Origin of the sequence: Mesorhizobium sp. ISC11 (assembly GCF_037162595.1) — a bacterium.
GTDB classification, from domain to species: domain Bacteria; phylum Pseudomonadota; class Alphaproteobacteria; order Rhizobiales; family Rhizobiaceae; genus Mesorhizobium; species Mesorhizobium ciceri.
Window position 1 is genome coordinate 1,645,663 of sequence record NZ_JAVSPW010000001.1, and the last position, 25,519, is coordinate 1,671,181.

Sequence of the window (25,519 nt, forward strand, 5' to 3'; positions counted from 1 at the left end):
GGAGTTCAGCCTGCGGATGGGCCATCTGCCCGTCTTCGCGCGCAATGGATGCGTGCGACTCGATGCTGGCTCTTTTGGCGCAGAGATCGTTGCAACTAGCGAGCGGAACCTTGCCACTTATCGCGGTGCACTCCGACAGGCACATGATGCCATGATGGGCACTTCTGCATGCGCCAGAGCCTGATCCAACTGCTGTCGGACGTCGCTGATTTCTACCGCGTCACCCCGTCGGCTAAGGCATTCAAGCAGGCCGTGAAGGCTCCAGACGTTGCGTGGGTGTTGGCAAGGCCGCGGCAACGTCGCATCAAGCCCAAGGTCAGCGCGATAGACAGCCTCAGCTTCGCCATATCGTTCGGCATCCATCAGCAATGCGCCAAGCGCGTGTCGCGTCGGCTGCATCCAACCCCATGGCTCGTCATAAAGTAAATTGTCGTCGAGATCGACCGCATGCCGCAGGAAATCCAGACCTTCATGGACGCGGCCGGATTTGTAGTGCAACTCCCCCAGCATCATCGCTTCGGCAACCTTCAGGATATCGGCGCAGGGGTTGTTGAACAGCATGCGCTCGGGTTGCACTGCATCGCGCGCTGCCGCGAAAAGGCTAGCGCTTTCCTCGGCTTGGGGAATTCACCGAGGTTGGACAGAGCCACTGTCCGGGCATAATGCAACAGGACGGCGCTGTAGGAGTAAAGCTCCGCATCCTCGGGGAAGGCCTCTTCCAGGATACAGGACCAGCGTCCAAAGCGGATAAGTACGTGCAACTTCATCGGCGCAAAGGCTTCAAACATCTCTGGCATGTAACGCACCACCGGCTCTGGCAGGTTTTCCACCAATGCCCTCGCAGCTTCGAAGGCGTCCGACGGGCGACCAAGAAACATGGCCCCGTAGATTTGAAAGTGAAGGTTGTGGATCCGGTAGACCGTGTAAAAGTTCTTGCCGCCTGCATGAGCGAAATATGAACGATCCACCTGAGCCGCCTGCCGGTTGCGCATCACGACTTTGTGGTAATCGCCGCAAAGCACGTCGATATGCGTCGCCATATGCACAAGATGCCCAGAGTCTGGCACGAGGCGCACCAACCGATCTGCATGCGGCAAGGCTTTTTCCGGCGTCGACGACATCTCCATCAGATGAATGTAGAAATGCAACAACCCCGGATGTCCCCAGGCTGCTGGCTGGGTCGTGAAGGCGCGGTCCAGAGCCGCGTGCGCTTCCTCCGTCGAGGTGCCAGCCGCAGGCTGCCCGGTACGAGTATCCCACAGCGCCCAAGGTGTGCGGTTGATCAGTGCCTCGACAAAGATCGCGGTCACATCTAGATCGTGAGGGAAACTCTCGTATACTGTGCGCATCGCTGCAGCGAAATCGTCATTCCAAGGGCCATAATCCGTAATCTCAGGGTCAGTAGGGAACCGCATGTCAGCGCATCAAGCAGTGCGCGCTCGACTTCGATTGCAGGCAGATGGCACGCCTCTGCCAACAATACATGCGCCCGCGTCAAAGCGACAATACGCTCTTCAGGCCCGAAGGAGGTCCATAGCTTGTTGTAGTTTGGACCTAGACAGTGGGCAATTCCCCACCGCGCCATGACGTTTGTAGGCGCCACTTCGAGCACACGCTCGTAACAGGCAATGGCCTCTTCGTGGTTAAATCCGTATTGCCAGATCAGCCCCCGGTCGAACCACATCTGCGCCTCGGAAGGCGTGTTGTCCAGCCGGCGGGAGAAGGTGCCTAGATCGAAATACGTCATGGTATCCAACTCCATGGCTGACGGCGACTACCGGCCCAGACTACATCAAACCCGGGAAGGAAGGGAGTTCGACAGAAGGCTGACCGCTTGATCTCACCGTGCCATCTTCCTCAACAGCCGCGATATCGTTCGCCTTTCCCAGCCCCGACCCCGATTTCGTACCGGGCCGAAAACGATGTCCCCTCGACGGACGACGTCAGCGAATTCTTGACCTGTTCATTCGGTGGCTCCGAGAATCGGAAACGAGATGAAGCTGAGTGCGGCGGGGCCGGAAGCGGAAGGTCCTCTTCCGTAAGGGGAAAGGGAACGAGGCTTTCACTGAGAAGGATCGATTACATGCCGCAATCCAGCTCCGCGAGCCGCGCCATCTGATTGCCCGCGGCGTCGAAGTTTTCGCTCATCAACCACCGACTTATTGTGGCCCGACGACGGGGCCACTCTTCTTTCAAGATGGAAAACCAAGCCACGTCACGCTGCCACCCGTCAACGATTGCCGCGCGTCGCCATGTTCCTTCGTAGGTAAATCCTAGATTCTTGGCAGCCTTGAACGATTTCTGATTTTGCGACTGACATCTCCAGACAAGACGTTGATAACCCAACTCATCCATCGCATGACACATCAGCAGAAAAATAGCTTCCCGCGCCGCGCGTGTCCCCTGCAACGACGGGGAGAACCAGATACTGCCGATTTCGATGCTGCTATCCTTTTGTTCCACGTCGCAAATTGAAAGCCATCCCTGCGGCGCTTGCCCTTTTGGCTCCACTATCCAAAATGGTTGATGCGTACGAGCGCTGACCTCCTTAAGAAACATTTGAAGGCTTTTGATTTCTGCAAATGGTCCGTATCGCAGATAGGTAAAACTCTCAGGGGCCGCAACGACAGCCGGCCAGAGAGCGTCAGCGTCATTCGCGCTCAAAGGCAGCAAATCGACATAGTTACCGACACGCCGTTCCTTTATCGGAAAGGGCCAGCTTTGTTGGGAAATACGAGTGCCGAGCGATGACGTCATACAGAAAGACGAACTGTCTCATCCAACGCTCGTGTGAGAATACACAGCCGTGGAATGAGCTTTGTCCTCAGGCCACTGACCGCAAGATCGTGGTCCGAGCTTCCCGGCCTTCCGGCGTTGGCATCCCAGCATAATTATGCGGCTGGCCCTGTTTAAGATGAAGTTCGACCGCCACTCCTGCCGCAGATGCCTTGGCGGCCATGTCGACGCAATCGGGATAGAACAGATCGAGCGTCCCGGAAAAGATGATTATCGGCGCCAGCCCACGGAAATCACCATTCAATGGACTGACATAAGGATGGGCGATATCAAAGTCCCCCGCAAAGAGGCGCCCGACTTCGCGTACGCCAGGTATATCATTGACAGGATCCCGCGCAGCAATCGGCACCTGCTCCGGCCGGCTGACGGAAAAATCCCCGCCAGGCGAGATCAACACAAGTCGGCTCGGTTGTGTGTGTCCACGATCTCGCAGCCACTGGGCCGCTGCCAATCCCAACGCGGCTCCGGCCGAATTGCCGACCACTGTCACCTTCACCGCCCCCGCATCTTGCAGGATTTTACGCAACAGTTCGCCCATGGCCGGCACTACCTCTTCTGCGGTGTTATGGGGTGCCAATGGATAAATAGGAACGATACAGCGTACCTCGGCAGTTCGGGTGAAGTAGCCGACAATGCGCCAGTGGGCGCGAACGATCTCATTGATATAGCCGCCGCCGTGCAGGAAGACCACGATGTTGCAACCTTCACAATGTGCGGCGGGCGCTGTGTGATAGATTGGCCATCCAGCCACGTCCTTTCTCGTCACCTCGACGCCGCGCCCCAGTCCTGTTGGCCCGAAGAGAACCGGCCGCAATGCTAATCGGCGCACGCGGTGTTGCACGGCACCAGCGGATGCCATCCGCTTCTTGACACGAAACAACCTCAGCAACCCAACGAGGATGCGGCTCTGCAAGCTTGTACAGTCTGTGCCCGAAGTAAGCCGTTGCAGCGTTCTTTCATTGCCGCGAACCAAGGGTGCCATTTTTAAACTCGCTTTCGAATATATTTCGTTCGCTGGCGCGTGCCGACGAGCCAGAGTCCAAGATTATGCGAACCCGTTCAATTCAGGTTTAGCGACCATCAAAGCGATGATGAGCGCAAAAGCGCTATGACGGCTAATCGTCCAGCCATAGCACGGCTGTCGGCGGCCAATGCCTTGACGTCCACTGCCGAGCCACGATGCCCCACTTGGCCTCGCATCGCCCATGGACGAACGAATGTGTGCTCAACGGCCATTAGAGCGCCGATAAGCGCGATGGACGCCACCAACCACGGCGTCAACAGGGACCAGCCGCCAAGAACCACAAGGACGATACCGGCGAGGACGCCAGCGCCGGTCAGAGGTCCCGCCAAGCGACTGGCCAAGAAGGCCATTCTTGCCGGTCTTCGGTAGCCTCGTCTTGCCGCAAGGAGCAGAAACTCTGCCGCCATGAACAGGAGCAAAGCGGTGCACATGGCATAGAGATGAATTCCCAAAACAGCTCCATAAAGCATTTATTCGTCCGCTCGTTCACAAGAATGGTGGACATAATGCGAGCGATGGCTCACAATTGTCTACTCGCATTAGGACGAGAGAAACATGGCGCCTAAGCCGCTTATGAATCCAAGGAAGGGCGCGTCTCAGGAGAGGTCCCGCGCGACGGTCGATGCGCTTGTAGAAGCAACTGCTCGCATATTGGTCAGAGAAGGCTTTGACAAAGCCAGCACCAACCGTATTGCCGTTGAAGCGGGCGTGAGCGTTGGCTCGCTTTACCAATACTATCCTGGCAAAGAGGCGCTCGTCGCCGCCGTCATCGATCGCCACAATCAAGAAATCATGCAGGTTGTCAGGAGGGCGTTCGCGGAGATCGCGTCACAGCCGGTTGAAAAAGCTGTGCGCCGGCTTGTCGCAGTTGCGATCGAGGCGCATAGCATCGACCCCAAGCTGCACCGTGTCCTTGCCGAGCAGATACCCCGCACGGGACGCCTCGAAAATGTGGAAACCTTCAATCGTGAAGCCCACGCCATGTTCAAGGCCTATCTCGAAAGTCACAGAGATGAGTTACGCGCGGCAGATCTGGCACTTGCCGCTTTTGTATGTGTGACCTCGATCGAGGCGCTAGCCCATAATGCCGTCTTGCATAGCGATGGGAAGCTTTCTGACAAAACCATCGGAACGCTCACCGACGAGGCCACTCGTCTCGTGGTCGGATATCTGCAATAGTCGCAGCCACTGCGCCGCGACGGCAACGGCGTCGAGACTTGGACGAAGCATCCTCAAAGCCTGGTCTCAGCCACTCCGTGAACATGAACCGAGACAAGGTGATCATTTCTGCTTCCCTGTAAGGCCGGTTTGAGAGCCTGCGAAATTGTCGGATTGAAGTGGTCGATGCTGCTCGATCGATCAGGACGGGCGAATGGTCAACTACTCGGGCATTGCGTAGCCAGCATATGATCCGGAGGGGGAAATAGACCGGGTGAATATAGCAAGGCGGTCGGCGCGCTGGACAAGTTCACCGTTCGGGAGTGATCGCGATCTGTGGCGGTCGTGCCACAGAACCTTGATCAGAACGCCGCAACGGCCGTAGAAGACGAACAGATGACCGTGCGGATCACGCTTTAACGTCTGCTGCACCACCAGCGCCAGGCCGGGAAGCCTTCTGCTGGGCAAACGTGCGCCGGCACTTCTACGAACTCGCCGCAGCCGGCCCAGCGCCGAATCGCGAGCGAGGCGCTCAGGCGCATCCCAGAACTCTATCGCGTCGAAGACGAACTCCACGGCCAGCCGGGGTTGGACGTCGTGCCGGCGCGCCAGGAAAGGTGCCGCCCGATTGTCGTTGCGCGAGAAGCTCGGAGCCCTCTTCACTCGACTCCCTTGGGAATGACGGAACTCGAAAGGCTGAAGCGGGACCTCGGATCGCTCACCTTCTCAGCCCAATACCGGCGCCCCCCCGCTCCGACCGATTGCAACCTCGTCAAGCGTTCGTGGTTTCCATAGTACGATCCAGGGCAGCTCAACCGTCGTTCAATGACGATCGTGCAAAACTGGGATACGGCCCTCAAAGGCGATATAAGTTGCGACTACTCCGTTGGGACGATCTGGGCGAAGGACGACAACACTACTACTTGCTCGATGTCGTTCGTACTTGCGCCGCCTACCCGCAACTGGTCCAGACGGTGAAAAGATCGATCGACGATCACGATCCGGATATCGTCCTGATTGAGGACGTCGGATCAGGGACGAGCTTGATAGCCTACCTCGACTATCAAGGTCTTTCGACCACGCCCGTCAAAGCTCGGATGGGCAAGGAGAGCCGTCTATCCCGTGTCTCGGCTATGATGGAGAAACGTTCACCTGCCGAAGGAGGCACATTGGGAGGACGATTTCCTGCTGGAAGTCTTAGCGTTCCCGGTCGCAAGCATGACGATCGGCTCGACTCCATGTCCCGAGCTCTGATTTTGGATGAAGGACGACAAGCCCGTTGAACGGTCGCGCACCAAATGAAGGTCTGGAATCGGCCGCAAGCGGACAATCTGTTTCCGGTTCCTGTCTTTGGATCAACGGGGCTTTAAAACGTGCACCGCGCGCGCCAGCTTTCCCTTCTGACCAATTGCCGGTTCTGCCCTGCACTCTTGAGCGCGCGTGAGGCGGATCTATGGAAGCTATCGGCGCAGGCCACCTCGACGTCTGCTTTGGTCAAGCCAACCTCGCGCAGATGGAAGTTTCATAGGTGACCAAGCGAGCGCTCTATGTTGCCGCGGGTGCCACTCATGGACAAGGGAAAGCAGGCGTCCGAGCGGACGATCAAGAAAAGTGCCCGGCACGGGCTGTGCGGTCTGGCCTAGTGTCGCTTGCATCGTGTTATGCTTGGTCATGGTACCTTCGTTGGTCGGGATTGCTCGAATGACGATCACCATGACGCTAGAAGACGCGGAGGCGCCAAGGCAGCTTCGGAAGCGTTCCGCTTCAGATTGTGAACTGGCCCTAGTCCTCCGCAAGGCCTAACTTGCGGCAATGGAGCGCTCAGCGCTGACGCGACGGCCTTACGGACTGGTCTGCCCGATCTCGCGCGCGTGTGAGTTCCTGGAGCCGCGCTGGACGATCCAGATCCTGACCGAGCTCTGGAACGGCTCGACCCGTTTCAATGATATTCGCAAGGGGGTAGGCAACATCTCCTCCGCCCTCTTGTCGAGGCGGCTCAAGGAGATGGAAGCGTTGGGCCTGGTCGAGCGCGTCGAGGACGAGGCTGCCCGCACCGTCGCCTATTCCGCACCGAGAAGTCGATCAAACTCGAGCCGGCGATGAACGCGCTGGCGAAATGGGCATAATGAAACATCCAGGCGGAGATCGCGCTCGCCGACATGGATGTATCGATCCTCATGTGGGCCGTGCGGCGAAAGATCGACCTCGCTGAACTGCCGCGGCGGCGCGCCGTGATCCGCTTCCATTTCCGTGACGATCCCCCACCGAAGTGTCCCCATTACTGGTTTGTGGTAGAGCCAGGCGAGGACTTACCCGAGCAATGCTCGCTCGACCCCCGCCGGGACGTCGACCTTTACGTCGAGACTGGCATTGTTTCGCTGGGGGCCATCCTGGAGGGCCGCTCCAACATCGAGCGCGAGAAAGAAAGGGGCGGCCTTTTCCTAAGCGGCGACCCCGGTCTTGCCTGCAGCATGGACCGTTGGCTGCGAACCTCGGTCTGGGCGGCGCTCGAGGGAATCGTCCCGCTTTCTTAAAAACCATAATGAGGGTGCGGCCACACGCATGGAGGGTCGCTCGTGCCCGTGCAACGCCTAGTACAGAGAATAGGGGAGGAAAGACATGTCAGCTAAAATTCTGCAAAAAACTACAAGCTCAACGGGTCCAGCACCAAGTATGAGCAAGAAAACGTGCCTTATGCTCAACCAATCGCGGACCAACCTGGCCTGGCTTGGATTGTCTGGATTATAAACGAGGCGCAAAGCGAAGCCGGCGGGATCTACCTGTTCGACGATGAGCAGTGCAAGCCTTCGTGGACGGGCCAATTATTGCGGAGATGAAAGGTGACCCGACGTTGAGCATCAAGGCCTTTGACGTAATCGCGGAACTCACGACCATCACACGTCAACGTAGTATTCTCGGAGGTAGGATGGCGCATGTAACAGTTGAGATAACGGGACGAACGCCTCCCGCTATCGCGCGTATGTAAAGTCAGCCCAGGCCAAACGGGAGTAGTAGCAGGAGCGCTGCCAGAGGCCCGACGATCCCAGCACGCCGCGCGCAGTAGCGCAGAAGCGCACGGAAGAGCGGCGGATCGAGTTCCACATCGGGGTGATGTGGCGACATCGGGCTTTGATGACCCCATGCCAAAAACATGGGGTCACGTCGATCTCAGACAGTTTGATACGGCTTTCCGCCAGTCAGTGAATATCGATACGTCGCGTCACCTGACCGTTACTTTCCCAGTAGGTATGCTTCTTGGCGATGATGGGGTCGTCCATTGCGGGTTGGACCTGCCCTCCAGTACTAACCGCACGCGAGGTGACTGTGTGCTCCCCGGCGGAGGGCTTGGGCCAGTCGACGGACCATATCTTCCAAGCGAAGTCCGCCTTGTCGGTTTCGTCGATGGCCGCCGGCATCCATGGCCCGTCATCGATCTTCACCTCGACCCGGTCGATCGGCGCGCCCCAGGCCGCCCCGACGATCCGGTGGTCACTGCCGATATGAGTGACCCGGGCCGGTGCAGACTTCAAGCGCGCCCGCCCGACAGAGGTTTCCACCCATACCGTCTCTCCGTTGTGCTCCTCCTCGCGCAGTGTGACATAATCGCGTCCCATAAACCGGTTCTCGAAGCGTTGGTCGCTCACGTCCATTCGTTTGAGCCATTTCACGTTCGCGATCCCGTACCAGCCCGGCGCTATCAGCCGCAGCGGGAAGCCGTTATCAGGAGGTAAGGGAGTTCCGTTCATCTCGTAGCAGAGGATGTTTTTGGGATCCATGGCGTCGGTGAGCGACATGCTGCGCGCAAAGTTCTGCGTGAACTTGATGTCGTCGGCTCGCTTTATTTCTCCTTCATCGGTGCCCCAGAAGACAACCTCGATACCACTGTCGAGGACTCCGACCTCCTTGAGGATCGGGGCGAGCGGCGTACCCGCCCAGCGAGCATTGCCAATCCCACCATTGAAAAACGGTAGGCCAGTATTGCCCGAACATTCGACCGTGAACGTGACTTCCTGGCGCGGTCGAGCCCTGATGTCGGCGAGCGTCAGGGCTGTTGGCTTTTTGACGGAACCGCCGATTTCGAGCTTCCACGTAGTTTCGTCGATGACCGGCCGGTTGAAATGCGCGATTGAAAAGAACTTGTCGTTGGGCGTCACCCAGGAATCGAGATCCTCCCACACCAGCTGATTTTTGATGACTTCCGGTACCGGGTTCGGCGGCAGCTGATCGAGCCATTTGATGACTTCCTCGCCGGCCCGGGTTGGAAAGGCATAGGCAATCCGCGATTGAAAGGACGTCAGTGCTACAAGGGCTGCTCCGCCTTGAATGATGAATTCACGTCTGGGAAGGTAATGCATGATGACTTCTCCTCCAGTGAAAAGCTCAGTTCTCCTTCAGGGGTAAGTGCAGTAGCGACCGGGATCGCGCAAAGCAGAGGCCGGCCGCGGCGGGCAATATGAGAGCGCGTGAAACAAGCGCCGTAGTTAAAGCGGCGTTTCCCGCTCTCAAATAGCCAGCTCGTCAGGTCCGAGCCGGCTGTCTTCAATCATATGCCCTATCTGTCCTCGTGGCGAGGGCAAGGGCTCGCATCTTTTCGCTCCAGGCTTGATTTCTGCGTCGTGCTCCAAAGTCGAATGCCGCCTACAATTGGTGAGTGGATCTTGTGGGCGGCATGGACCTATTCAGCACCGGGGTCGGCTTTTCAGGAACGATAGAACGACTGCCTACGGCAGAGATGAGGCGCAGAGCAGAATATGGGCATCGCGCCGCGACGGTTGAGATTCAATCGCGGCTCAGCGCTCGCCGGAGAGCACCGAAGCGAATGCGATATTGCGCTGGCGTCACCCCGACCTGGCGGCGGAAGAGACGCCCGAAAAAACTCGCATCCTCATAGCCGACTTCATTCGCCACCGCTTCGACAGGGAGCTCGCCCGTCTCCAGCAGAGCTGCTTGGCCTGCTCGAGCCTGAGCGCATGGATGGAGTCGATCGCCTTCATGTCCGTGGCCCTGGCGAAGCGGCGCACGAAGGAGCGCTCGGACAGGCCTGACAACTTGGTCATGGCTGCGACGGGCGACGGCGTCCGGTAGTTGAGTTCCGCCCATCTCTGGCACCGGTTGATCACCGCGTCGCTGGTCTGGCGAAAGCGCATCAGCGCCGCGAAGGGCTGCTGGCCCATATCGTGCCACTGCAGCATGTAGACCTTGGCGACCTCCATCGCCTCCTTGAGGCCGACAAAGCGCGCGATCAGATAGAGGGCGAGATCCTCCCAGCTCGAGCCGCCCCCGGCCATGACGATGCGGTGGGCCTCGCCGGTCAGCACGAGTGACTGGCCCGGCTTCACCTTAACGCCGGGATAGTTGTTCGTGAGCGTCTCGACATAGCCCCAGTGAATGGTGGCATCGCGATTGTCGAGTAGCCCGGCCTCGCCGAGCAGCACCGCGCCCGAACAAGCGCTGGCCAGCATGGCGCCGTCGTCATGCGCTCGCTTCAGCCATGCGGCTTCGGCGTCATACTGCCCGGCGACGCTTTCTCCCGGATTGACGAAGAAATCTGGGATACAGACGATGTCGGGTGGCGGGCAATCGGCAAGGCTGTGATCTGGGCGCATCCAGATGCCGTTTGCAGCGCGAAACGGGCTGCCGTCCCCAGCAACCACATAGGGCCGCATGCGCGGCGTGCCCGCCGCACCGCTGGTTATGAACAGGAAATCCCTGCCGGGCGAGGAAAACAGGTCGAACATGCCGTAGATCGTGGAGGCGGTAGCCTCCGGAACATCGCCCTTGCAATGGCATGACGTCACGTTGGGGCATACCCCTGACGTGCAGCTATTGACGGTTGCTAATTAACTTCTCTATCGCTCCGTGGTAGCGCGCCGTTGCGTGCCAGAAGCTCATGTGCTCAGGCCAGACTGCTTTGCTACCTAGATGAATCACCAGTTTCGCGCGCTGGAAAAAACAGTCGGGCGAAAAGCTCCTCGCTACCGAACCCACCCGACTTCGAGACGATGACAGTGCCATTCCAAGCGCCCGAGATTAATCGGCTGACCGCCACACCGGGCTCGTAGAGCCCTTCGCACAGCATTTGGGAGGCCCCGCAGATGCTCGCCAGCAGCCGCAAGGTCCACCCGCCTGTTACCAGCGCTGAACGTGGCGCCGGCAATCTGGCCACGAGTTGCTTGAGCGATTGCTCTATTGCCAGCCGCGCTTGGGCTTCCGCAGCAGCGTGGGACGGCGCGACCAACAGAAATGGGGAGGCGGGATGTACGGAAATGGATCCGTCCATCACGACGGTCTCCAGCCCGCGGACCGCCGCGACCTGGCGCAAAGCAACCGGATGGTTCGTGCCACAGATGGCGAGATCGAGTGCCGGTGGCCGGAGGCTGGAAGCCGACCTTCCCGCGAGCACAGAAGCCAATCCGCCTGAGCCCACATAAAGGTCCTCGGCATCCCCTCCGAAGGCAGCGACGGTCGCCGCAAGCTCGGCATCGCTTGAAGCGTTGGCGACAAGAAATCCATCCTGCTTCCAGGCGTCGCCGATCATCGCTGCAGGAACCCCATAGCTCGATAGTGCACCGACTAGCGCTGGACCGACAGGGGTTATCCCGTGGGACGAGCTTACCTGTTGCCGGCCATCGACCGTGGCTCGGCCCATGGCGGGGAATGCGGGAGCAAAAAGAGCACGTCTGAACCGTCCGGCGCGGAAAGCCGCTATCGCCTCGGCCACAGGGTGGCCACGCATGACGCTGTCGATTTTCTTGAATGAGAAGGTCCGTGCGTCAGGTTTGTGACTGACAAAAACGCCTGTGACCCGTTCGTACGCCGCTGCTTCCCCCAAGTCTCGGCTATCGAGGTCGATAGCATCGTAGCCGGTAAGCGACGGTGGCACATCGAACCAAACCTTCACCGGTCTTTCGGGCGTCGCGAAGTAACCGGCGGTATCGAGCGCGCCGGTGATGTCGTCGGCGACGATCAGAACATCGGACTTAGGCGATTTACGCGCGTTAGAATTTTGGCTCACGCGGCCTCTCTCCGGTCAAAAGCAGTGCGTAGTCGATGGCCTCTATGAGGCTGGTCTCTCGGGCGATGCCGCGGCCGGCTATGTCGAAGGCGGTACCGTGGTCGACAGAGGTCCGCACGATCGGTAGGCCGAGCGTGATGTTGACTCCGCTCAGGCCAAGCCATTCACCGGTCTGCGGGTCGATCTGGAAGCCAAGCAGCTTCACCGGAATATGGCCTTGGTCGTGATACATGGCCACGACCGCGTCATAGGCACCGCCGCGCATTTTCACGAAGACAGTGTCGCCGGGGACGGGGCCATGGACGTCGTGGCCGCGTGCCCTGTAGTCGGCGATGATCGGCTGGGTGATGCGGATGTCGTGGGTTCCGAAAATGCCGCCTTCGCCAGCGTGCGGATTGAGCGCCGCAATCGCGACGCGGGGGGCCGCTATCCCCACATGCCCCAAGGCTTCGATCGTAAGATCGAGAACCCGGCGCATGCGTGGCTCCGTCGCCCTCTCCGGCACATCTTCCAGCGGGATGTGGGTCGTGACGTGGCTGACGCGGAAAGAACCGTGCGCGAGCATCATTGCGCTGTCTCGCGCACCGGTCAGCGCCGCCAGCAACTCGGTGTGACCGGGGAACCGATGACCGGCAAGATGCAGCGATTCCTTGTTGAGCGGCGCGGTGACGATTGCCGAAGCCTCGCCGGCCATCGTACGCCGCACACCCTCGGCCACGGCTTCGTAGGCCTGCCTGCCTGCTTCCGCAGACACCTGCCCGATCGCGACGGCCGAACCCTCGATCGGCCAGATACCGAGCGGCTCATCCGCTGTCGTGAGGGCGCGCAAAGGCAAGACCAGCGACCGGGCTGTCTCGTCAAGCGCCGCCAGCGATCCTACCAACCGGAGCCGAAACACACCGGTCTCGAGCTGTGGCGCGAAATGCCGGGCGGCCTTGAGCGCGATCTCGGGTCCGACACCGGCCGGATCGCCGACGGTAATGGCTATAGTTGCGGTCATTCAGCTCTCCACAAGCGCTGTGCGGACGTTCAAGACAGAATCACGCGAGGGGCCGCCCGCCGTCGACTGGAATGATAACGCCTGTCGCGAAGCGAAGGTGGGTCGCGACCGCCAGAACTGCCTCGGCAACATCGTCGGGGGTGCCCAATCGCCCGAGCGGAGTCCGGTTAACCTGTTCATCTCGCCAGGACTCGTCGCGGCCCTTGATAAAATCGGTGTCGACGACGCCCGGCGACACCGACACGACCCTGATTTTCGGTGCCAGGGCGCGCGCCAGCGACTTGGTTAGGTTGTCGACAGCTGCCTTGGAGGCGCAGTAGGCGATGTTGCTGCCCATGGCCGTTACGCCCGCAATCGACGAGATGTTGACGATGACGCCGCTGGCGGCGCGGTCGAGCAGCGGTCGCATTGCCCGCGTAGCGGCGATGACACCGCGCACGTTGACGCTGAGGATGCGGTCGATCAATGCGTCGTCCAGACCATCGAGGTCCGAATGCTGCACGAACCGGGTTATGCCGGCGCAATTGACCAGGATATCCAGCCGGCCGAACCTCTTCTCGATCTGGCCGGCCAGTCGCGCAAGGCAGTCGCTCTCGGTTACGCTCGCCTTGGCGACGAGGTGGTCACGGGGCGCAAGCGAGGAGACCAGTGCCTCCGCCGCCTGGCGCGAATGGTTGTAGCCGACGACGACCGACGCCCCTTCGTGTGCGAGCCTCGATACAATCTGCCCGCCGATACCACCGGTCGCACCGGTCACCAGGGCGACCTTGTCTTGCAGCATTGCCGCCATGGCCCCCTCCCTGTCAGACGCTGGTGCGTCGCTTGTGGGCGACGAGAGCCATGAGCTTGCGGTCGCGCCAGGCGCTGCGCTCACCGAGGCGGGAGGCCGGCAGCTTTTCGCGGCGCGCGGCCTCGGCTTTGCTGACGAGCGCTTCGGACCAAGGCGCCGGATCGCGCCTTTCCAGCGCGATCGCGTGGTAGAGCGGCCCCAGACGCCGTGCATAATCGGCAATCCCACCTGGCGCGTTGAGGTCTATCGTCTCGAACGGCCCCATGAAGGACCAGCGGTAGCCAAGCCCGTGCGACACGGTCAGATCGATGTCGGCGGCACTTGCGACGCCTTCCTCAAGCAATGCCCAGGCTTCGTTGAGCAACGCGCCCTGAAGCCTGTTCAGCACAAAGCCTTCGACCTCCTTGCGCACGACGATGGCCGCCTGACCCACGGCTTCCATTTGTGCCCGAAGCCATGGAACGATGTTTGCGTCCGTCCATGGCGCCGGAACCAATTCGACCAACGGGACCAGATGTGGCGGATTTACCGGATGCACCACGAGGAAGTGTGCGCGGTTTGCACATGGTGCCGTAAACGCCGAGGCAGGTATACCTGAGCTTGAACTGCCAACGACGGCGTCGGGCCGCATGACCCGATCGATTTCGAGGCAGACGGCCTCCTTGACATCGCGCCGTTCGAGCACCGACTCCTGGATATAGTCGGCATCGGCGACCGCCTCCTCCAGGGTGTCGACAACGCTCAACCGCCGGATGACTGGATCGATTGCGTCGATCAGCCCAGCTTCTTTCATGTCGGCAAGACTGGCGCGGATCCTGTCAATCACCTTCGCGCGGATGTCGTCGCTACCATCGTAGATGGTCACCTGATGTCCCGCCCGGGCGAAAACGATCGCCCAGCCGCGGCCGACGAGCCCTGCCCCGATAATGGCGACCTTGCGGATTGCGTCCACTACTGCACCCACGATTTCTCGCCGTCCGCCAGGCAGATTTCAGTGATGCGCAGGCCATCCTTGGTGATGCGCGACGGGAAACGGTCCTTCAGCCGCTCTTCGTGGATGGGAATGACGCGCCGCGCCTCGTAATTCACCTGCTTCATCATCTCCTCGGTGGCCAGCACGAGATTTGTCTGGCTGCCGACCGCTAACCCCACCGGAACGTAGAGCGTCTCGATATCGACGGCAGCTCCCGAGCCCTCGATATTGTCGAAGACATAGACCAGATCGCCTGCCAGTACCCAGGTATCTTCCTTGCCGTTGCGTATGGTGACCCACATCGAACCGTAGGTGTGGCTATCGAAGGCGGGATTGAGATCGACATTCGGGAGCACGTCCTGCTTTGCCCCATCAATCGTCACCAGCCGCTTCTGGCGGGCAAGATCGACACCGCGCACGATATCGCCAGGGTCGACGGCGACGTTCATCCAGCGCATGCGGTCCGGCAGCGACATCGCCCAGACCCATTTCGCGATTTCCCGCTCCTGGATGTAGAAAGTCGCTTTAGGGAAGTCCTCGACATTGCCGAAATGGTCGAAGTGGGCGTGCGTGACGAAGACCGTGTCGACGTCTATCGGCGACAGGCCGATCTCGCCGAGGACGGCCTCGGGCGAGTGCCAGTTTTCGACGCCGAACTTGTCGCCGAGATGCTTGCCGTAGTCCTTGTTATTGTAGCCAACATCGACCATGGCGACGTGGCCGTTCCCCTTAATCAGCGCATAGCAGTAGGGAAGCTTGACGTGACCCTGATTGTGGGCGCCGTAGAGCACGCCGCTCTTGTGGTAGTTTGTGACGTAGCTGTACTCAAGCACCCAGATCGAATACTGACCCATCGTTTCCTCCCTGTTTTCGCCAGCGCTGTGCACAACTGCAGCAGGCATGATTGAAATCGATCGGCGTCATGCCGGCTCGAGGCTCCGACGCCGCCTGCAGCCAGGCATAGGCGTGCTTGATTCTCTCCGCTGCGCGGTCGAGATGCTGCTGCCAGTCGCGCCGCAGCCGAGCCAGGCCGAATTCGTCAAGCACTTCGCCGAGCGTCGCGTGCGCAGACTCCAAGCGCACGCGATGGGCCTCCAGACCGCGCGGCGACTGCAAGGCGCCCAGTCGCCGCTTGACCTCGGCCCATTGTTCACAGGCCGCCGGGATATCCGGCAGGTCGAGCACATCGCGGCGACCGCCAGCTTCGGCCAGAACCAGCAAGCCCGCGACCTGCCCGATCAGTCGGCGCAGACCGTCATAGATGGGACGGGTGGCAACGACATAGCGGACGACAGCCTCGTCGGTCGCCCCATCCTTATCGATGAGCGGCTGGGATTCCCCACTTTCAGCGGACGACGGCTGCGGCGCTGCAACCAGCTCGCAGTCATAGCGGTGAACGGAGAGCGCGCGTTCGAAGAATCGCTTCGCGGATGGATCAGTCATGGTCCCTCCTGCGTGTCGTCGCCCGCTCGATCACGGGGCCGGGCGCAATCATCTGCACGACCGGCTCCCGGCCAGCATTCGTGCCCAATTCCTTGGCCAGCGAGACCGTCGCCTCCAGCATCTTTTCGATGGGCTGCTTGACGGTCGTCAGACCGTGCGAGGGCCAGTGCGCCATTTCGATATCGTCGAAGCCGACGATCGAGATGTCGTCCGGCACGCTAAGCCCCAGTTCCCGCACACCGTCGAGGAAGCCGATGGCGAGAATGTCGTTGGCGCAGAACACGCCGTCGGGCATCTTTTCGAGATCATGCAGCTTGTGGGCGGCCTGATAGCCAGCGTGATAGCTGAATTGCCCCGCATCGATGACGGCAGGCTCTGCAAGGCCGCGCTCGACCGCGCGTTCGCTAAAGCCGCGGTGACGGGCGACATTGGTCGAGGCATCCGCCAGTGCGGCGATGTAGGCCAGGCGCCGGTGGCCCGTATCGGCCAGATAGTCGGCAATGCGGCGACCGCCAAGTATGTTATCGCAGGAGATGCCGAAAGCGTGGTCGTCGGCCGACAGTCGGTTGAAGAAAATCACCGGCGTGCCGGCCTTGCGGCACTCCTGCGCGGCTTCCGAAGACAAGGTCGCCGCGAGGATGATGGCGAGGTCGGGCTGGTAGTTGAGGAGAAGGCGCAGTGCCTGGTCGACCTCGCCAGACTGGTCGGCAGCGACCAGCATCACATTCATGTCGATGGCGCGCAGTTCGGTGGTGAGCCGGGTCAGCACTTCCGGATAGAACGGGTTCGTGATGTCGGCGACGACCACGCCGACGATGCGCGTCTTCTTGGTGATGAGGCTGCGAGCGAAGGGATTCGGCGAATAGCCGATCTCCCGCGCCCGGTTCAGCACCACGTCCCGCGTTTCCTTGGCGATCACGGCGTCGGCGTGAAAGGCCCTGGACACGGTCGCGACAGACATGCCGAGGTCGCGCGCCAGATCCTTTACGGTCAGGCGTGGCTTGCTGCTTTTGTTACGGGCGATGACCGACATGAAAACTCCGTTGGCGCGCAGCCTTAGGCCTCGTTGCGACCTCCGTAGCGGCGAACCCGGATGTTGGCCTGCTCGGCATGTCCGTAGAATCCTTCCAGGACGCACAGGCGCGAACAGTACTCGCCGATCATAGCGCTCGCTTCGTCGGTCAGGACGCGCTGATAGGTGCAGGTCTTGATGAACTTGCCAACCCACAAACCGCCGGTGTAGCGGGCCGCCTTCTTGGTCGGCAGCGTATGATTGGTGCCGATGACCTTGTCGCCATAGGCAACGTTGGTGCGTGGACCCAGGAACAGTGCGCCGTAATTGCGCATGTTGTCGAGAAAGTAGTCCGGATCGCGCGTCATCACCTGCACGTGCTCGGAGGCGATCCGGTCGGCTTCCACAACCATTTCCTCGTAGGAATCGCATACGATCACCTCGCCGTAGTCGGCCCATGCCCTGGCAGCGATTTCGGCCGTCGGCAGGATTTTCAACTGACGTTCGATCTCCGCCATGGTGTCGCGCGCCAGCTTTAGCGAATTGGTCAGAAGCACCGCCGGGCTTGTGGGACCATGTTCGGCCTGGCCAAGCAGGTCGGTCGCGCAAATCTCCCCGTCGACGCTGTCGTCAGCGATCACCAGCGTCTCGGTCGGGCCGGCGAACAGATCGATGCCGATGCGGCCGTAGAGCTGGCGCTTGGCTTCAGCAACGAAGGCGTTGCCGGGACCGACAAGCATGTCGACGCGTCCGATGGTCTCGGTTCCGAGCGCCATGGCGCCGACGGCCTGGATACCGCCCAAAACGTAGATCTCGTCGGCGCCGCCCAAGTGCATGGCAGCGACGATGGCCGGGTGTGGCCCGCCCTGGAACGGTGGCGCGCATGCGACGATCTTCTTCACGCCGGCGACCTTCGCTGTGACCACGCTCATATGCGCGGAAGCGACCATTGGATATTTGCCGCCCGGCACGTAGCAGCCAACCGTCTCAACGGGGATGTTCTTGTGGCCAAGGACGACACCTGGCAGCGTTTCCACCTCGAGGTCCTGCAGGCAGGCGCGCTGCTTTTCCGCGAAATTGCGGACCTGCACCTGGGCGAAGCGGATGTCCTCAAGATCTCTTGCCGAGACTTCGGACATGGCCTGCTCTATATCGCTGTCGCTCAGCCGGAAGCTCGGCGGCGACCATTTGTCGAAACGCTCCGACAGTTCCCGGACGGCGTCGTCGCCGCGTTTTTCGATATCGGCGAGGACCGTTTCGACGGTCGTTCGCACGGCCGCGTCGCCCTGGGCAACAGCCTCGGGATCCCTGCCCCGCTTCAGAAAGGTCGGCATGTTCTCATCCTTGTCTTGAGTCGGATGGACGGCACGACGCCGTCCATCTATCGCATTGCTGATCGTCAACGCTTCACTGTCGCCTCGATCTTGGTCAGCTTGTATTCGTCGGCCGCAGCCTTGCAGGACGAGCAGTTGATGCCGGGCGCGTCGGGCGCCTTCTTTACATCCGCCGGCAGCGGCTGGATGGTCGCTCCCGGTGTTGGCTTGCCCTCCAACGCCGACTGCAGCGACAGTTCCGGCAGCAGCTCGGGATTGAAGACCTCGGTGACGAAGGACGACGGCACCTTGTCTGACGGAAAGACGTTGCAGCCGTCGGCGAAGGTGTCGCCCTTGCAGGGCTTGACCTGATCGGCCGGCACCCACGGCAGCGGGTACTCGACGTTCATCGGCTTCAGGTCGCGCTTCTTGGTGAGGATCTCCATCATCAGCTTGAAGGCGTAGCCGGAGGTGGCAGGCGGCGAGCCGGCCGAGACGCCCTTGAGCCCCATGCCCTGCATCTTCGGATCGGCCAGGCCGAGGCGGAAGCCGTCAGAGTTCTCGCCGGTCATCGGCACGAGCTTGTTGCCCTTGTCAAGCTGCGCCTGGATCGCGCCGTATTCGCCAGCCTGGGCCCAGATGCCGTCGACGTCCGGATGTGCGGCGAGCGCCTTGGCCGTCTCCTGCTGCGTGGTGCGGTCATCCCAGTAGGAATAGTATTCGGCGACCACCTTGATGCCGGGATACTGGCTGAAGATGTGCATTGCGCCGTCGGTGTGGCGTTTGTCGACCGAGTTGCCCGGAACGCCGCGGCTGAGGAAGATATTGCCCTTGCCACCAAGGATATTGACCAGCGCCTGGGCGGTGTTCTCGCCAAAGCCGGCGGTGATGTAGCTGACGTTGTAGGCGCAGGGCTCGGTTACCGTGGCGTCGTACATGAAGAACAGCACGCCTTTCTGGCAGCCGCGATGTATGGTGCGGTTCAACGCCGTCGACGAGATCGGGAAGCTGATGATGCCGTCGGCGCCATCCTGGATCATGCTTTCATAGGCCGAGATCTGCGCCTGCGGATCGGTGCCGGAAATCACCTCCTTCAGTTCCACCGTCTTGTCGTAGGGCGGCGTCTGCGCCAGCGCCTTGACAATGTTCGCGGCCTCCGACTGCCACGAGTTGCCGCTATAGCTCAGCGACAGATAAACCTTGAGCTTCTTGTCCTGCGCGTCGGCCTGGTCGACGACCGTCCCGACGCTCACAGCTGTGGCAAGCGTCAGCGACGCGGCCAGACCTAGTGTTTTTAATAGCTTCATTTGCATCAACCTCCCTTTGGAATTTGGCCCTTGCGTGCCGGGCCAGAGCTTGTGAGAACGTTCTCACAATCGAAAGAAACATTGCAAGCAGGGGCATGGTCATTTCCTGCGCGTCAGCATCCGATTGCCGATGTGGGTCAGGAACTCGCCCCGCAGCACCAGCAGCGCGCCAACGATGATCCCGCCCTCGATGACGGTGCGCCATCCCTCGCTGAGTCCAATGGCGGAGATCATCGTGCCGAGCGTGGTTAGAAGGATTGCGCCGCCGACCGTGCCGATGAAGGTCCCGCTGCCGCCGAGAATCGAGGAGCCGCCGATCACGACGGCGGCGATCGAGGGCAGCATATAGCTGTCGCCCATTCTGAGTGTCGCGCCGTTCGAATAGCCGACGAGCATCATGCCGACGAAACCGGCGCAGGCGGCACTCATTGCATAGGGCACGAGTTCGAGCCGGTTGACGTTGACGCCAGCGATGAGCGCGGCGTCCCTGTTGGTGCCGAGCGCACGGAGCCGGCGTCCGAGCGCTGTGAAATTCTGCAGGAGCCAGCCGAACAGGATAAAGGCGAGTGTGAAGTAGATGATCACCGGCACGCCGAGGAACCACTCCTTCATCAGCCACAGCAGCGCCGATGGCGAGCCGCCGCGCGGCGTGCCGCTGGTATAGCCAAGCGCCACCGAAGCGACGAAGATCGACGTCGCCATCGTCATAATGAATGGCGGCACCTTCAGCCAGACGATGCCGATGCCGCTCACCGCGCCGACGAGCGCGCAGATGACCAGAATGGCCGGCAGCATGTACCAGATGCCGGCGTTGCCCGTGCCGATCCAGGTCGTCGTCAGGACGCCGCCGAGCGTGATGAGGGCAGGGATCGACAGATCCAGTCCGCCGACCAGGATGACAAGCCCTTGCCCGAAGGAAAGGATGATCAGGAAGGACGCAAGGATCAGCACCGTGAGCACCTGGCTCCAGGAGCCGAGCGCCGGGCTGATGAAGCGCGAGCACAACACGAGCACGATGCTCAGCCCGAACACGACAAGCGTGTTCACCGTTTCCCGGTCGAGTTTCTGCCTGCCGCGCTGGTCGGAAGAGGCATCGAAAGGCATCGCTACGTCCTTATGCGCGTTCACTGGACTTCGTCCTTCTTGAGCAGACGCGCCACCGCGTTGCCGAAAACGATCGCAAGCACCAGTACCAAGCCTTGGAAGACACCGGTGTAGAAAGACGAGACCCCGCCCGAGAACAGCACTTTCTGCAAAAGCATGAGCGTGCCGGCACCGAGGATCGATCCGACGAGGCTGCCGCGGCCACCGCTGAGCGGGGTGCCGCCGAGCGCCACAGCGGCAAAGGTAAGCATCAGGAATGGCGTGCCCGCCGTCGGATTGCCGGTCGCGGTCTGAGCGCTCAGCATGAAGCCGGCGACACCGTAGAGCATGCCCGCACCGATGAAGGCGGTGATGCGGACGCCTGAGACAGCCACGCCGGAGAAGCGGGCCGACTGTTCGTCGGCGCCAATCGCATAAAGGCCGATGCCGGTGTTGGTTCGCCGGAAGGCCAGCCACAGCAAGACGACGGCAACCAGGAACAGGCCGGCAGTCGGAACGGCGCCGAAAAGCGTGTCGGTCAGGGTGTAGCTGACGAAGTCGGCGATCATGCCGCCGGGCGCGTCGAGAATGACGAGCGCCAGTCCCTGGCAAATGATCATCGTGCCGAGTGTCGCCGCGATGGTCTGGAGTCCGATCCTGGCAACCAGAATGCCGTTGATCAAGCCGACGAAGGCTCCGATCGCGCAGCACATCAGCAGGCTGACCAAAGCTCCACCGGGGCCATCGAGCGGATAGACGGCCATCAGCACGTTGGTCAGCGAGACGACGCCGGCGACGGACAAGTCAAAGCCGCGGCTGATGACGACCAGCGTCTCGCCCGCAGCCGCTAGTGCCAGCGGCGTCGAATTGTTGACGAGGTCGGTGAACGTATAGACCGACAGCGCATCGGGCTGCCAGAACGCATAGAGCGCGTAGAGCAGAATGTAGATCAGTGCGACGATGCCGGTGCCGCTGACGACGGCGCGCCGGAAAACCGAGCGGCGCGGCGCGGGACTTGCCGAGATCGCGCTCATGCGGCCACCCCCTTCATCGTGCCCCGGGCATGGCCGATCAGCGCGCCGACAATGGCCTGCTCGTCGATAGCCTCGCCCTGGTATTCGGCGAAGATGCGGCCGCCATAGAGCACAATGCAACGATGCGCGAGGTGGACCAGTTCCGGCAGTTCGGACGAATAAAACAGCACCGAACCACCATCGGCGGTGAACTTGCGGATCGCCTCGTAGATCGACTGTTTGGTTCCGACATCGACCCCGCGCGTCGGATCGAAGAGCAGCAAAGTGCGCGCGCCGGTCATGATGACGCGCGCCAGAAGGGCCTTTTGCTGGTTGCCGCCGGAAAGCTCCTCGATCTTGAAATGCAGGTAGCGCTCCTGCAGGTCGACCGCCTTGGCTGTTTCTTGCGCGGCGCGGCGCTCGACGGCCGGCCAGACGATGCCGCCCTGCGCGATGCGGGAGATGATCGGCAGCACCATGTTGCTGGCGGTGGTAAGGCCGGCGAGGATGCCCTCCGACTTGCGATCCTCAGGCAGGTAGGCAAGGCCGTTACCACACTGGAGCGCGGCGCTCGGGCTGCCGATCTGTGCGCCCACGCCGTCGATTTCGATGCTTCCGCCCTTCGCCTTGCCAAGACCGATCAGCGTCCTGAACAGGTCGCGCTGGCCCTGCCCTTCGAGCGCGGCAATGCCGACGATCTCGCCGCGCCTGACATTGAACGATACATCGTTCAGGATGCCGCCCGAGAGGCTCTTGATGCCGAGCGCGATGGGCGCGCCGTCACCGGCTGCCGGCAACGCGTTGATCGTTTGACGCGCGCTGCGGCCCACCATCATCTCGAAGATGTTGTCATCCGAGGCGCCCGAAAGCTCGACGGTGCCGATGCTGCGGCCGTTGCGCAGGATGGTGGCGCGTGAGCACAAAGTACGCACTTCGCCGAGGCGATGGGAAATGTAGAGGATGGCGGTCTGCAGAGTCTTTTGCCGGCGCACGAGATCGAACAGCCATTCGACGTCGGCCAGCGCTGCCGTCGGCTCGTCCAGGATCAGCAGTTTCGACGCATGGCTGAAGGCACGGACGATTTCGAGCCGCTGACGATCCGACAATGAGAGCACACCGACCGACGCGTCCGGATCGAAATGCGCGAGACCGTAGTCCTGCAGGGTCTTGCCGGCGCAGGCCATGGCCGCGCTGTGTGAAGCGAGGCCGAGCATGCCTCTGGGCATTTTCGGCAGCATCAGGTTCTGCGCGATGCTGAGATTGGGCAGCAGGCTGAGTTCCTGGAAAGCCGTAGCCACGCCCTGCGCCCGTGCATCGACGATGCCGTGCGGCGTATAGGGCTTGCCGAAAACCGACATCGACCCGCTGTCGAGCTTCACCACGCCGCTGAGAATCTTCACCAAGGTCGACTTGCCGGCGCCGTTCTCGCCCAGCAGCGCATGGACTTCTCCCGGACGCAGGTCGATGGAAACGGAATCGAGCGCGACGGTAGGCCCGTAGGACTTCGCAATGCTGGCGATGCGGACGGCTAGCCGCGTCTCGTCGGTGCTCATGCCTCCTCCCAAGGTTAGGCCGCAAGCGGTGAGAACGTTCTCTGAGAACGTTCTCACCGTTCCACAGAGCGATATTCGTTGTCAACCGGGATTTGACGCCGCGTCTCCGCTATTGACGTATAGCTGAAGCAGGCCTACTGGTACACATACCGGACCACAAGACCTGTTAGGGTGCAAGGACGGATGGATCTACGAGCAATCCTAACCGACGACAACGGCGCGCTGAGCGGGGTGCCGAAGCGGTCGATGAAGGACTTCGTCGTCCAGAAGATCGCCACATTCATTGCGACTGGTGTGCTTGACGTGGGCGATCCACTTCCAAGCGAGCGTGAGCTTGCGGCCGCTTTGTCCGTCAGCCGAGAGACGGTGCGCGGTGCGATCCTGATCCTTTCGACGAAGGGCATCCTTTCCGTTACGCAGGGGACTCGGACCGTAGTCGCCTCTACAGAAGTCGGGGAACTCGCAGTTCAATCGGCTCGCTATCGCGATATCTCCGGATACAGTCTCGACGATGTCCATGAGGCTCGGCTGCTGATTGAAGAGCAGGTGGCGCGGGCCGCCGCTGACCGGGTCGAAGCGGCGACGCTGGAGACTCTGGCCAGATCGATCGAAGCGCAGGAGGCGGCAATCGATGATCCTGTCCGCTTCCTCATTTGCGATCGCGAGTTTCACACGACCATCTATCGAGCTGGCGGCAATGGCGCTTTGGCGGATATTGCCTCGGATCTCTATTCCTACCTTCTCGACCATCGACGGCGCGCGGTTGCTCAGCCAACGAGCATCGCGACGAGCATAGCCGATCACCGCGCCATTTTTGCGGGGCTCGAGGCGCGCGATCCTGACGCGGCGGCAAGAGCGTTCGCTGTCCATGAAACACGCATCTACACCACGACCAGGCAGCTTCTGACGAAGTCCGCCCGGAAGCGATGAGGACGGTATTGCCGAACGACCATGCAGCACAACAGGGAGGATTTACAATGCTGACCAGACGCCTTTTTGCCACCGCAGCCCTAGCGGGCATTGTCACGCTCACCGGCATTGCCGGCTCGATGACCACCGCTTTCGCCCAGTCCAAAGAGTTGGTTTATTTGACCCCAGGCCTTGACCTTGCCTTCTGGCGATACCTCTCCAAGGGCATCGAGAATGTCGCGACGAAGGGTGGATATACCTATCAGGCTCTGGATTCCGGCAACAACGCCCAGACGCAGCTTAAAAATGCCAAGGACGCGATCGCTCGCGGCGTGGCTGGCATAATTATTTCTCCAACCGACAGCTCAACCGCGCCGGCCGTGCTCGATCTCGCCAAGCAAGCAAATATCCCCGTGGTCATCGCCGACATCGGTACCGACAGCGGTGACTATGTGTCCTTCATCATCTCTGACAATTATCAGGGCGCAAACGGCGTCGGCAAAGCGCTGGCCGAGGCGATGAAAGCCGCAGGCAAGCAAGATGGCAGCGTGGGAATCGTCGGCATCAGCCAGGCCCGTCTCAACGGTCAGGCGCGGACGAAGGGCTTCAAGGACGCGATGACAGCGGCTGGCATCACCAAGGAAGCCGGGCTGCAGCAGATGCAGACCTACACCGCTGACGAAACCTTCAAGTTCACGCAGGATATGACAACCGCGCATCCGGACATGAAGGGGCTGTTCGTTCAGACCGACGGCCCGACGCTCGGCGCCTTGCAGGCGATCAAGGCGGCACGCCTCACCGGTGACGTACTGGTTGCCGGTTTCGACGGGGTGCCGGAATTCGTACCACTGCTCCAGTCGGGCGAACTGGTGGTTTCTGGCATGCAGCAGCCGTATCTGATGGGCCAAGAATCGGGGCGCGCGATGGTCGACCATCTCGGCGGCAAAACTCCAGAAAAGAAGATCCTCGTACCGATCAAGATCGTGACCAGCAAGAACATCGAACAGGAGCTTCCAACCATCAAGGAAACGGTCTTCGCCAACGAGATGTAATCGAGAGTTTAGCCGACTTATACTGTTCGGGGGACGCGCCCTCGCCGCACAGTTCAATCATGTTCTCTGGGAGTGTAC

At 60.9% G+C, this 25,519-nt stretch carries 26 protein-coding genes and 3 pseudogenes; 8 read left to right on the plus strand and 21 right to left on the minus strand.

Annotated features, from left to right (window positions below):
• Window positions 1-117: 117 nt before the first annotated feature.
• The 5 genes from RPF88_RS08375 to RPF88_RS08395 all read right to left on the minus strand — a co-directional run bounded on the left by RPF88_RS08375 (window position 118) and on the right by RPF88_RS08395 (window position 3,778).
• Window positions 118-561 carry a hypothetical protein gene (locus RPF88_RS08375; protein WP_337122152.1) on the minus strand — a complete coding sequence of 148 codons (444 nt, stop codon included), beginning with the start codon at window positions 559-561 and terminating at the stop codon, window positions 118-120.
• Entirely contained in the window at window positions 528-1,310 is a 783-nt protein-coding gene (locus RPF88_RS08380; RefSeq protein WP_337122153.1) for a hypothetical protein, read from the minus strand. Before RPF88_RS08380 ends, RPF88_RS08375 begins: the two co-directional genes overlap by 34 nt.
• Window positions 1,311-1,312: 2 nt before the next feature.
• Entirely contained in the window at window positions 1,313-1,747 is a 435-nt protein-coding gene (locus RPF88_RS08385) for a tetratricopeptide repeat protein (RefSeq protein ID WP_337122154.1), read from the minus strand.
• Between the two features lie 332 nt (window positions 1,748-2,079).
• Window positions 2,080-2,757, minus strand: coding sequence for a GNAT family N-acetyltransferase (locus RPF88_RS08390; protein ID WP_337122155.1), 678 nt, complete (start codon window positions 2,755-2,757; stop codon window positions 2,080-2,082).
• Window positions 2,758-2,824: 67 nt separating this feature from the next.
• Complete coding sequence (locus tag RPF88_RS08395) at window positions 2,825-3,778, minus strand: alpha/beta fold hydrolase (RefSeq protein ID WP_337122156.1); 954 nt, start codon at window positions 3,776-3,778, stop codon at window positions 2,825-2,827.
• Between the two features lie 597 nt (window positions 3,779-4,375).
• On the opposite strand from RPF88_RS08395, the gene RPF88_RS08400 reads away from it, so the two are divergent.
• A complete protein-coding gene (locus RPF88_RS08400; protein ID WP_337122157.1) occupies window positions 4,376-4,999 on the plus strand; it encodes a TetR/AcrR family transcriptional regulator in 624 nt (207 codons plus the stop codon).
• 201 nt (window positions 5,000-5,200) lie between these two features.
• Here RPF88_RS08400 and RPF88_RS33330 read toward each other — a convergent pair whose 3' ends face one another.
• The gene (locus RPF88_RS33330) at window positions 5,201-5,413 is read right to left on the minus strand and encodes a hypothetical protein (RefSeq protein ID WP_442921293.1); all 213 of its coding nucleotides are present in this window, start codon (window positions 5,411-5,413) and stop codon (window positions 5,201-5,203) included.
• Between the two features lie 17 nt (window positions 5,414-5,430).
• On the opposite strand from RPF88_RS33330, the pseudogene RPF88_RS08410 reads away from it, so the two are divergent.
• The 5 genes and pseudogenes from RPF88_RS08410 to RPF88_RS33335 form a co-directional block, all read left to right on the plus strand.
• Window positions 5,431-5,623: pseudogene (locus tag RPF88_RS08410) on the plus strand (IS66 family transposase); the annotation flags it as partial.
• Between the two features lie 278 nt (window positions 5,624-5,901).
• Complete coding sequence (locus tag RPF88_RS08415) at window positions 5,902-6,261, plus strand: hypothetical protein (RefSeq protein WP_337122158.1); 360 nt, start codon at window positions 5,902-5,904, stop codon at window positions 6,259-6,261.
• A 529-nt stretch (window positions 6,262-6,790) separates the two neighbouring features.
• Window positions 6,791-7,081 carry a winged helix-turn-helix transcriptional regulator gene (locus RPF88_RS08420; protein ID WP_337122159.1) on the plus strand — a complete coding sequence of 97 codons (291 nt, stop codon included), beginning with the start codon at window positions 6,791-6,793 and terminating at the stop codon, window positions 7,079-7,081.
• Between the two features lie 56 nt (window positions 7,082-7,137).
• Complete coding sequence (locus RPF88_RS08425) at window positions 7,138-7,512, plus strand: hypothetical protein (protein ID WP_337122160.1); 375 nt, start codon at window positions 7,138-7,140, stop codon at window positions 7,510-7,512.
• Window positions 7,513-7,635: 123 nt separating this feature from the next.
• A pseudogene (locus tag RPF88_RS33335) lies at window positions 7,636-7,815 on the plus strand (YdhR family protein); the annotation flags it as partial.
• A gap of 360 nt (window positions 7,816-8,175) precedes the next feature.
• Here the strand turns inward: RPF88_RS33335 and RPF88_RS08430 are convergent.
• From RPF88_RS08430 to RPF88_RS08495, 15 genes and pseudogenes are all read right to left on the minus strand, one after another.
• Window positions 8,176-9,333 carry a sulfite oxidase gene (locus RPF88_RS08430; protein ID WP_064995223.1) on the minus strand — a complete coding sequence of 386 codons (1,158 nt, stop codon included), beginning with the start codon at window positions 9,331-9,333 and terminating at the stop codon, window positions 8,176-8,178.
• A 424-nt stretch (window positions 9,334-9,757) separates the two neighbouring features.
• The gene (locus RPF88_RS33340; RefSeq protein ID WP_442921294.1) at window positions 9,758-10,078 is read right to left on the minus strand and encodes a helix-turn-helix domain-containing protein; all 321 of its coding nucleotides are present in this window, start codon (window positions 10,076-10,078) and stop codon (window positions 9,758-9,760) included.
• 317 nt (window positions 10,079-10,395) lie between these two features.
• Window positions 10,396-10,716, minus strand: a pseudogene (locus RPF88_RS33345) (AraC family transcriptional regulator); the annotation flags it as partial.
• A gap of 176 nt (window positions 10,717-10,892) precedes the next feature.
• Window positions 10,893-11,993, minus strand: a complete 1,101-nt coding sequence (locus RPF88_RS08440; protein ID WP_337122161.1) for a four-carbon acid sugar kinase family protein — start codon at window positions 11,991-11,993, stop codon at window positions 10,893-10,895.
• The gene (gene pdxA, locus RPF88_RS08445; RefSeq protein WP_064994848.1) at window positions 11,977-12,993 is read right to left on the minus strand and encodes a 4-hydroxythreonine-4-phosphate dehydrogenase PdxA; all 1,017 of its coding nucleotides are present in this window, start codon (window positions 12,991-12,993) and stop codon (window positions 11,977-11,979) included. The genes RPF88_RS08440 and pdxA overlap by 17 nt, the downstream gene beginning before the upstream one ends.
• 40 nt (window positions 12,994-13,033) lie before the next feature.
• Window positions 13,034-13,783 (minus strand): SDR family NAD(P)-dependent oxidoreductase, encoded by a 750-nt coding sequence (locus RPF88_RS08450; protein ID WP_084016082.1) that lies wholly within the window; start codon window positions 13,781-13,783, stop codon window positions 13,034-13,036.
• Window positions 13,784-13,796: 13 nt separating this feature from the next.
• Window positions 13,797-14,747 (minus strand): 3-hydroxyacyl-CoA dehydrogenase, encoded by a 951-nt coding sequence (locus RPF88_RS08455; protein ID WP_245465092.1) that lies wholly within the window; start codon window positions 14,745-14,747, stop codon window positions 13,797-13,799.
• The gene (locus RPF88_RS08460; RefSeq protein WP_064994846.1) at window positions 14,735-15,610 is read right to left on the minus strand and encodes an N-acyl homoserine lactonase family protein; all 876 of its coding nucleotides are present in this window, start codon (window positions 15,608-15,610) and stop codon (window positions 14,735-14,737) included. The genes RPF88_RS08455 and RPF88_RS08460 overlap by 13 nt, the downstream gene beginning before the upstream one ends.
• Window positions 15,582-16,199, minus strand: coding sequence for a hypothetical protein (locus RPF88_RS08465; protein WP_064994845.1), 618 nt, complete (start codon window positions 16,197-16,199; stop codon window positions 15,582-15,584). Before RPF88_RS08465 ends, RPF88_RS08460 begins: the two co-directional genes overlap by 29 nt.
• Window positions 16,192-17,232, minus strand: coding sequence for a LacI family DNA-binding transcriptional regulator (locus tag RPF88_RS08470; RefSeq protein WP_064994844.1), 1,041 nt, complete (start codon window positions 17,230-17,232; stop codon window positions 16,192-16,194). Before RPF88_RS08470 ends, RPF88_RS08465 begins: the two co-directional genes overlap by 8 nt.
• A gap of 23 nt (window positions 17,233-17,255) precedes the next feature.
• A complete protein-coding gene (gene hisD / locus RPF88_RS08475) occupies window positions 17,256-18,545 on the minus strand; it encodes a histidinol dehydrogenase (RefSeq protein ID WP_064994852.1) in 1,290 nt (429 codons plus the stop codon).
• Window positions 18,546-18,610: 65 nt separating this feature from the next.
• Window positions 18,611-19,831 carry a sugar ABC transporter substrate-binding protein gene (locus RPF88_RS08480; RefSeq protein ID WP_337122162.1) on the minus strand — a complete coding sequence of 407 codons (1,221 nt, stop codon included), beginning with the start codon at window positions 19,829-19,831 and terminating at the stop codon, window positions 18,611-18,613.
• 99 nt (window positions 19,832-19,930) lie between these two features.
• Complete coding sequence (locus RPF88_RS08485) at window positions 19,931-20,959, minus strand: ABC transporter permease (RefSeq protein WP_127385218.1); 1,029 nt, start codon at window positions 20,957-20,959, stop codon at window positions 19,931-19,933.
• Window positions 20,956-21,948 carry an ABC transporter permease gene (locus RPF88_RS08490; protein WP_337122163.1) on the minus strand — a complete coding sequence of 331 codons (993 nt, stop codon included), beginning with the start codon at window positions 21,946-21,948 and terminating at the stop codon, window positions 20,956-20,958. The genes RPF88_RS08485 and RPF88_RS08490 overlap by 4 nt, the downstream gene beginning before the upstream one ends.
• Complete coding sequence (locus tag RPF88_RS08495; protein WP_337122164.1) at window positions 21,945-23,480, minus strand: sugar ABC transporter ATP-binding protein; 1,536 nt, start codon at window positions 23,478-23,480, stop codon at window positions 21,945-21,947. The genes RPF88_RS08490 and RPF88_RS08495 overlap by 4 nt, the downstream gene beginning before the upstream one ends.
• Before the next feature lie 183 nt (window positions 23,481-23,663).
• Here RPF88_RS08495 and RPF88_RS08500 point away from each other — a divergent pair, with 183 nt between their 5' ends.
• The gene (locus RPF88_RS08500; RefSeq protein ID WP_337122165.1) at window positions 23,664-24,410 is read left to right on the plus strand and encodes a FadR/GntR family transcriptional regulator; all 747 of its coding nucleotides are present in this window, start codon (window positions 23,664-23,666) and stop codon (window positions 24,408-24,410) included.
• A 47-nt stretch (window positions 24,411-24,457) separates the two neighbouring features.
• Entirely contained in the window at window positions 24,458-25,441 is a 984-nt protein-coding gene (locus tag RPF88_RS08505; RefSeq protein WP_064994838.1) for a substrate-binding domain-containing protein, read from the plus strand.
• The last annotated feature ends 78 nt before the right edge of the window (window positions 25,442-25,519 follow it).

Excerpts from the sequence above, each read along its gene's own strand:
- RPF88_RS08375 (WP_337122152.1), bottom strand. The coding sequence starts at position 561 with ATGCTGTTCAACAACCCCTGCGCCGATATCCTGAAGGTTGCCGAAGCG.
- RPF88_RS08385 (WP_337122154.1), bottom strand. The coding sequence starts at position 1,747 with ATGACGTATTTCGATCTAGGCACCTTCTCCCGCCGGCTGGACAACACG.
- RPF88_RS08390 (WP_337122155.1), bottom strand. The coding sequence starts at position 2,757 with ATGACGTCATCGCTCGGCACTCGTATTTCCCAACAAAGCTGGCCCTTT.
- RPF88_RS08395 (WP_337122156.1), bottom strand. The coding sequence starts at position 3,778 with ATGGCACCCTTGGTTCGCGGCAATGAAAGAACGCTGCAACGGCTTACT.
- RPF88_RS08400 (WP_337122157.1), top strand. The coding sequence starts at position 4,376 with ATGGCGCCTAAGCCGCTTATGAATCCAAGGAAGGGCGCGTCTCAGGAG.
- RPF88_RS08420 (WP_337122159.1), top strand. The coding sequence starts at position 6,791 with ATGGAGCGCTCAGCGCTGACGCGACGGCCTTACGGACTGGTCTGCCCG.
- RPF88_RS08425 (WP_337122160.1), top strand. The coding sequence starts at position 7,138 with ATGGATGTATCGATCCTCATGTGGGCCGTGCGGCGAAAGATCGACCTC.
- RPF88_RS08430 (WP_064995223.1), bottom strand. The coding sequence starts at position 9,333 with ATGCATTACCTTCCCAGACGTGAATTCATCATTCAAGGCGGAGCAGCC.
- RPF88_RS33340 (WP_442921294.1), bottom strand. The coding sequence starts at position 10,078 with ATGGGCGGAACTCAACTACCGGACGCCGTCGCCCGTCGCAGCCATGAC.
- pdxA (WP_064994848.1), bottom strand. The coding sequence starts at position 12,993 with ATGACCGCAACTATAGCCATTACCGTCGGCGATCCGGCCGGTGTCGGA.
- RPF88_RS08450 (WP_084016082.1), bottom strand. The coding sequence starts at position 13,783 with ATGGCGGCAATGCTGCAAGACAAGGTCGCCCTGGTGACCGGTGCGACC.
- RPF88_RS08460 (WP_064994846.1), bottom strand. The coding sequence starts at position 15,610 with ATGGGTCAGTATTCGATCTGGGTGCTTGAGTACAGCTACGTCACAAAC.
- RPF88_RS08465 (WP_064994845.1), bottom strand. The coding sequence starts at position 16,199 with ATGACTGATCCATCCGCGAAGCGATTCTTCGAACGCGCGCTCTCCGTT.
- RPF88_RS08470 (WP_064994844.1), bottom strand. The coding sequence starts at position 17,232 with ATGTCGGTCATCGCCCGTAACAAAAGCAGCAAGCCACGCCTGACCGTA.
- hisD (WP_064994852.1), bottom strand. The coding sequence starts at position 18,545 with ATGCCGACCTTTCTGAAGCGGGGCAGGGATCCCGAGGCTGTTGCCCAG.
- RPF88_RS08480 (WP_337122162.1), bottom strand. The coding sequence starts at position 19,831 with ATGAAGCTATTAAAAACACTAGGTCTGGCCGCGTCGCTGACGCTTGCC.
- RPF88_RS08490 (WP_337122163.1), bottom strand. The coding sequence starts at position 21,948 with ATGAGCGCGATCTCGGCAAGTCCCGCGCCGCGCCGCTCGGTTTTCCGG.
- RPF88_RS08495 (WP_337122164.1), bottom strand. The coding sequence starts at position 23,480 with ATGAGCACCGACGAGACGCGGCTAGCCGTCCGCATCGCCAGCATTGCG.
- RPF88_RS08500 (WP_337122165.1), top strand. The coding sequence starts at position 23,664 with ATGGATCTACGAGCAATCCTAACCGACGACAACGGCGCGCTGAGCGGG.
- RPF88_RS08505 (WP_064994838.1), top strand. The coding sequence starts at position 24,458 with ATGCTGACCAGACGCCTTTTTGCCACCGCAGCCCTAGCGGGCATTGTC.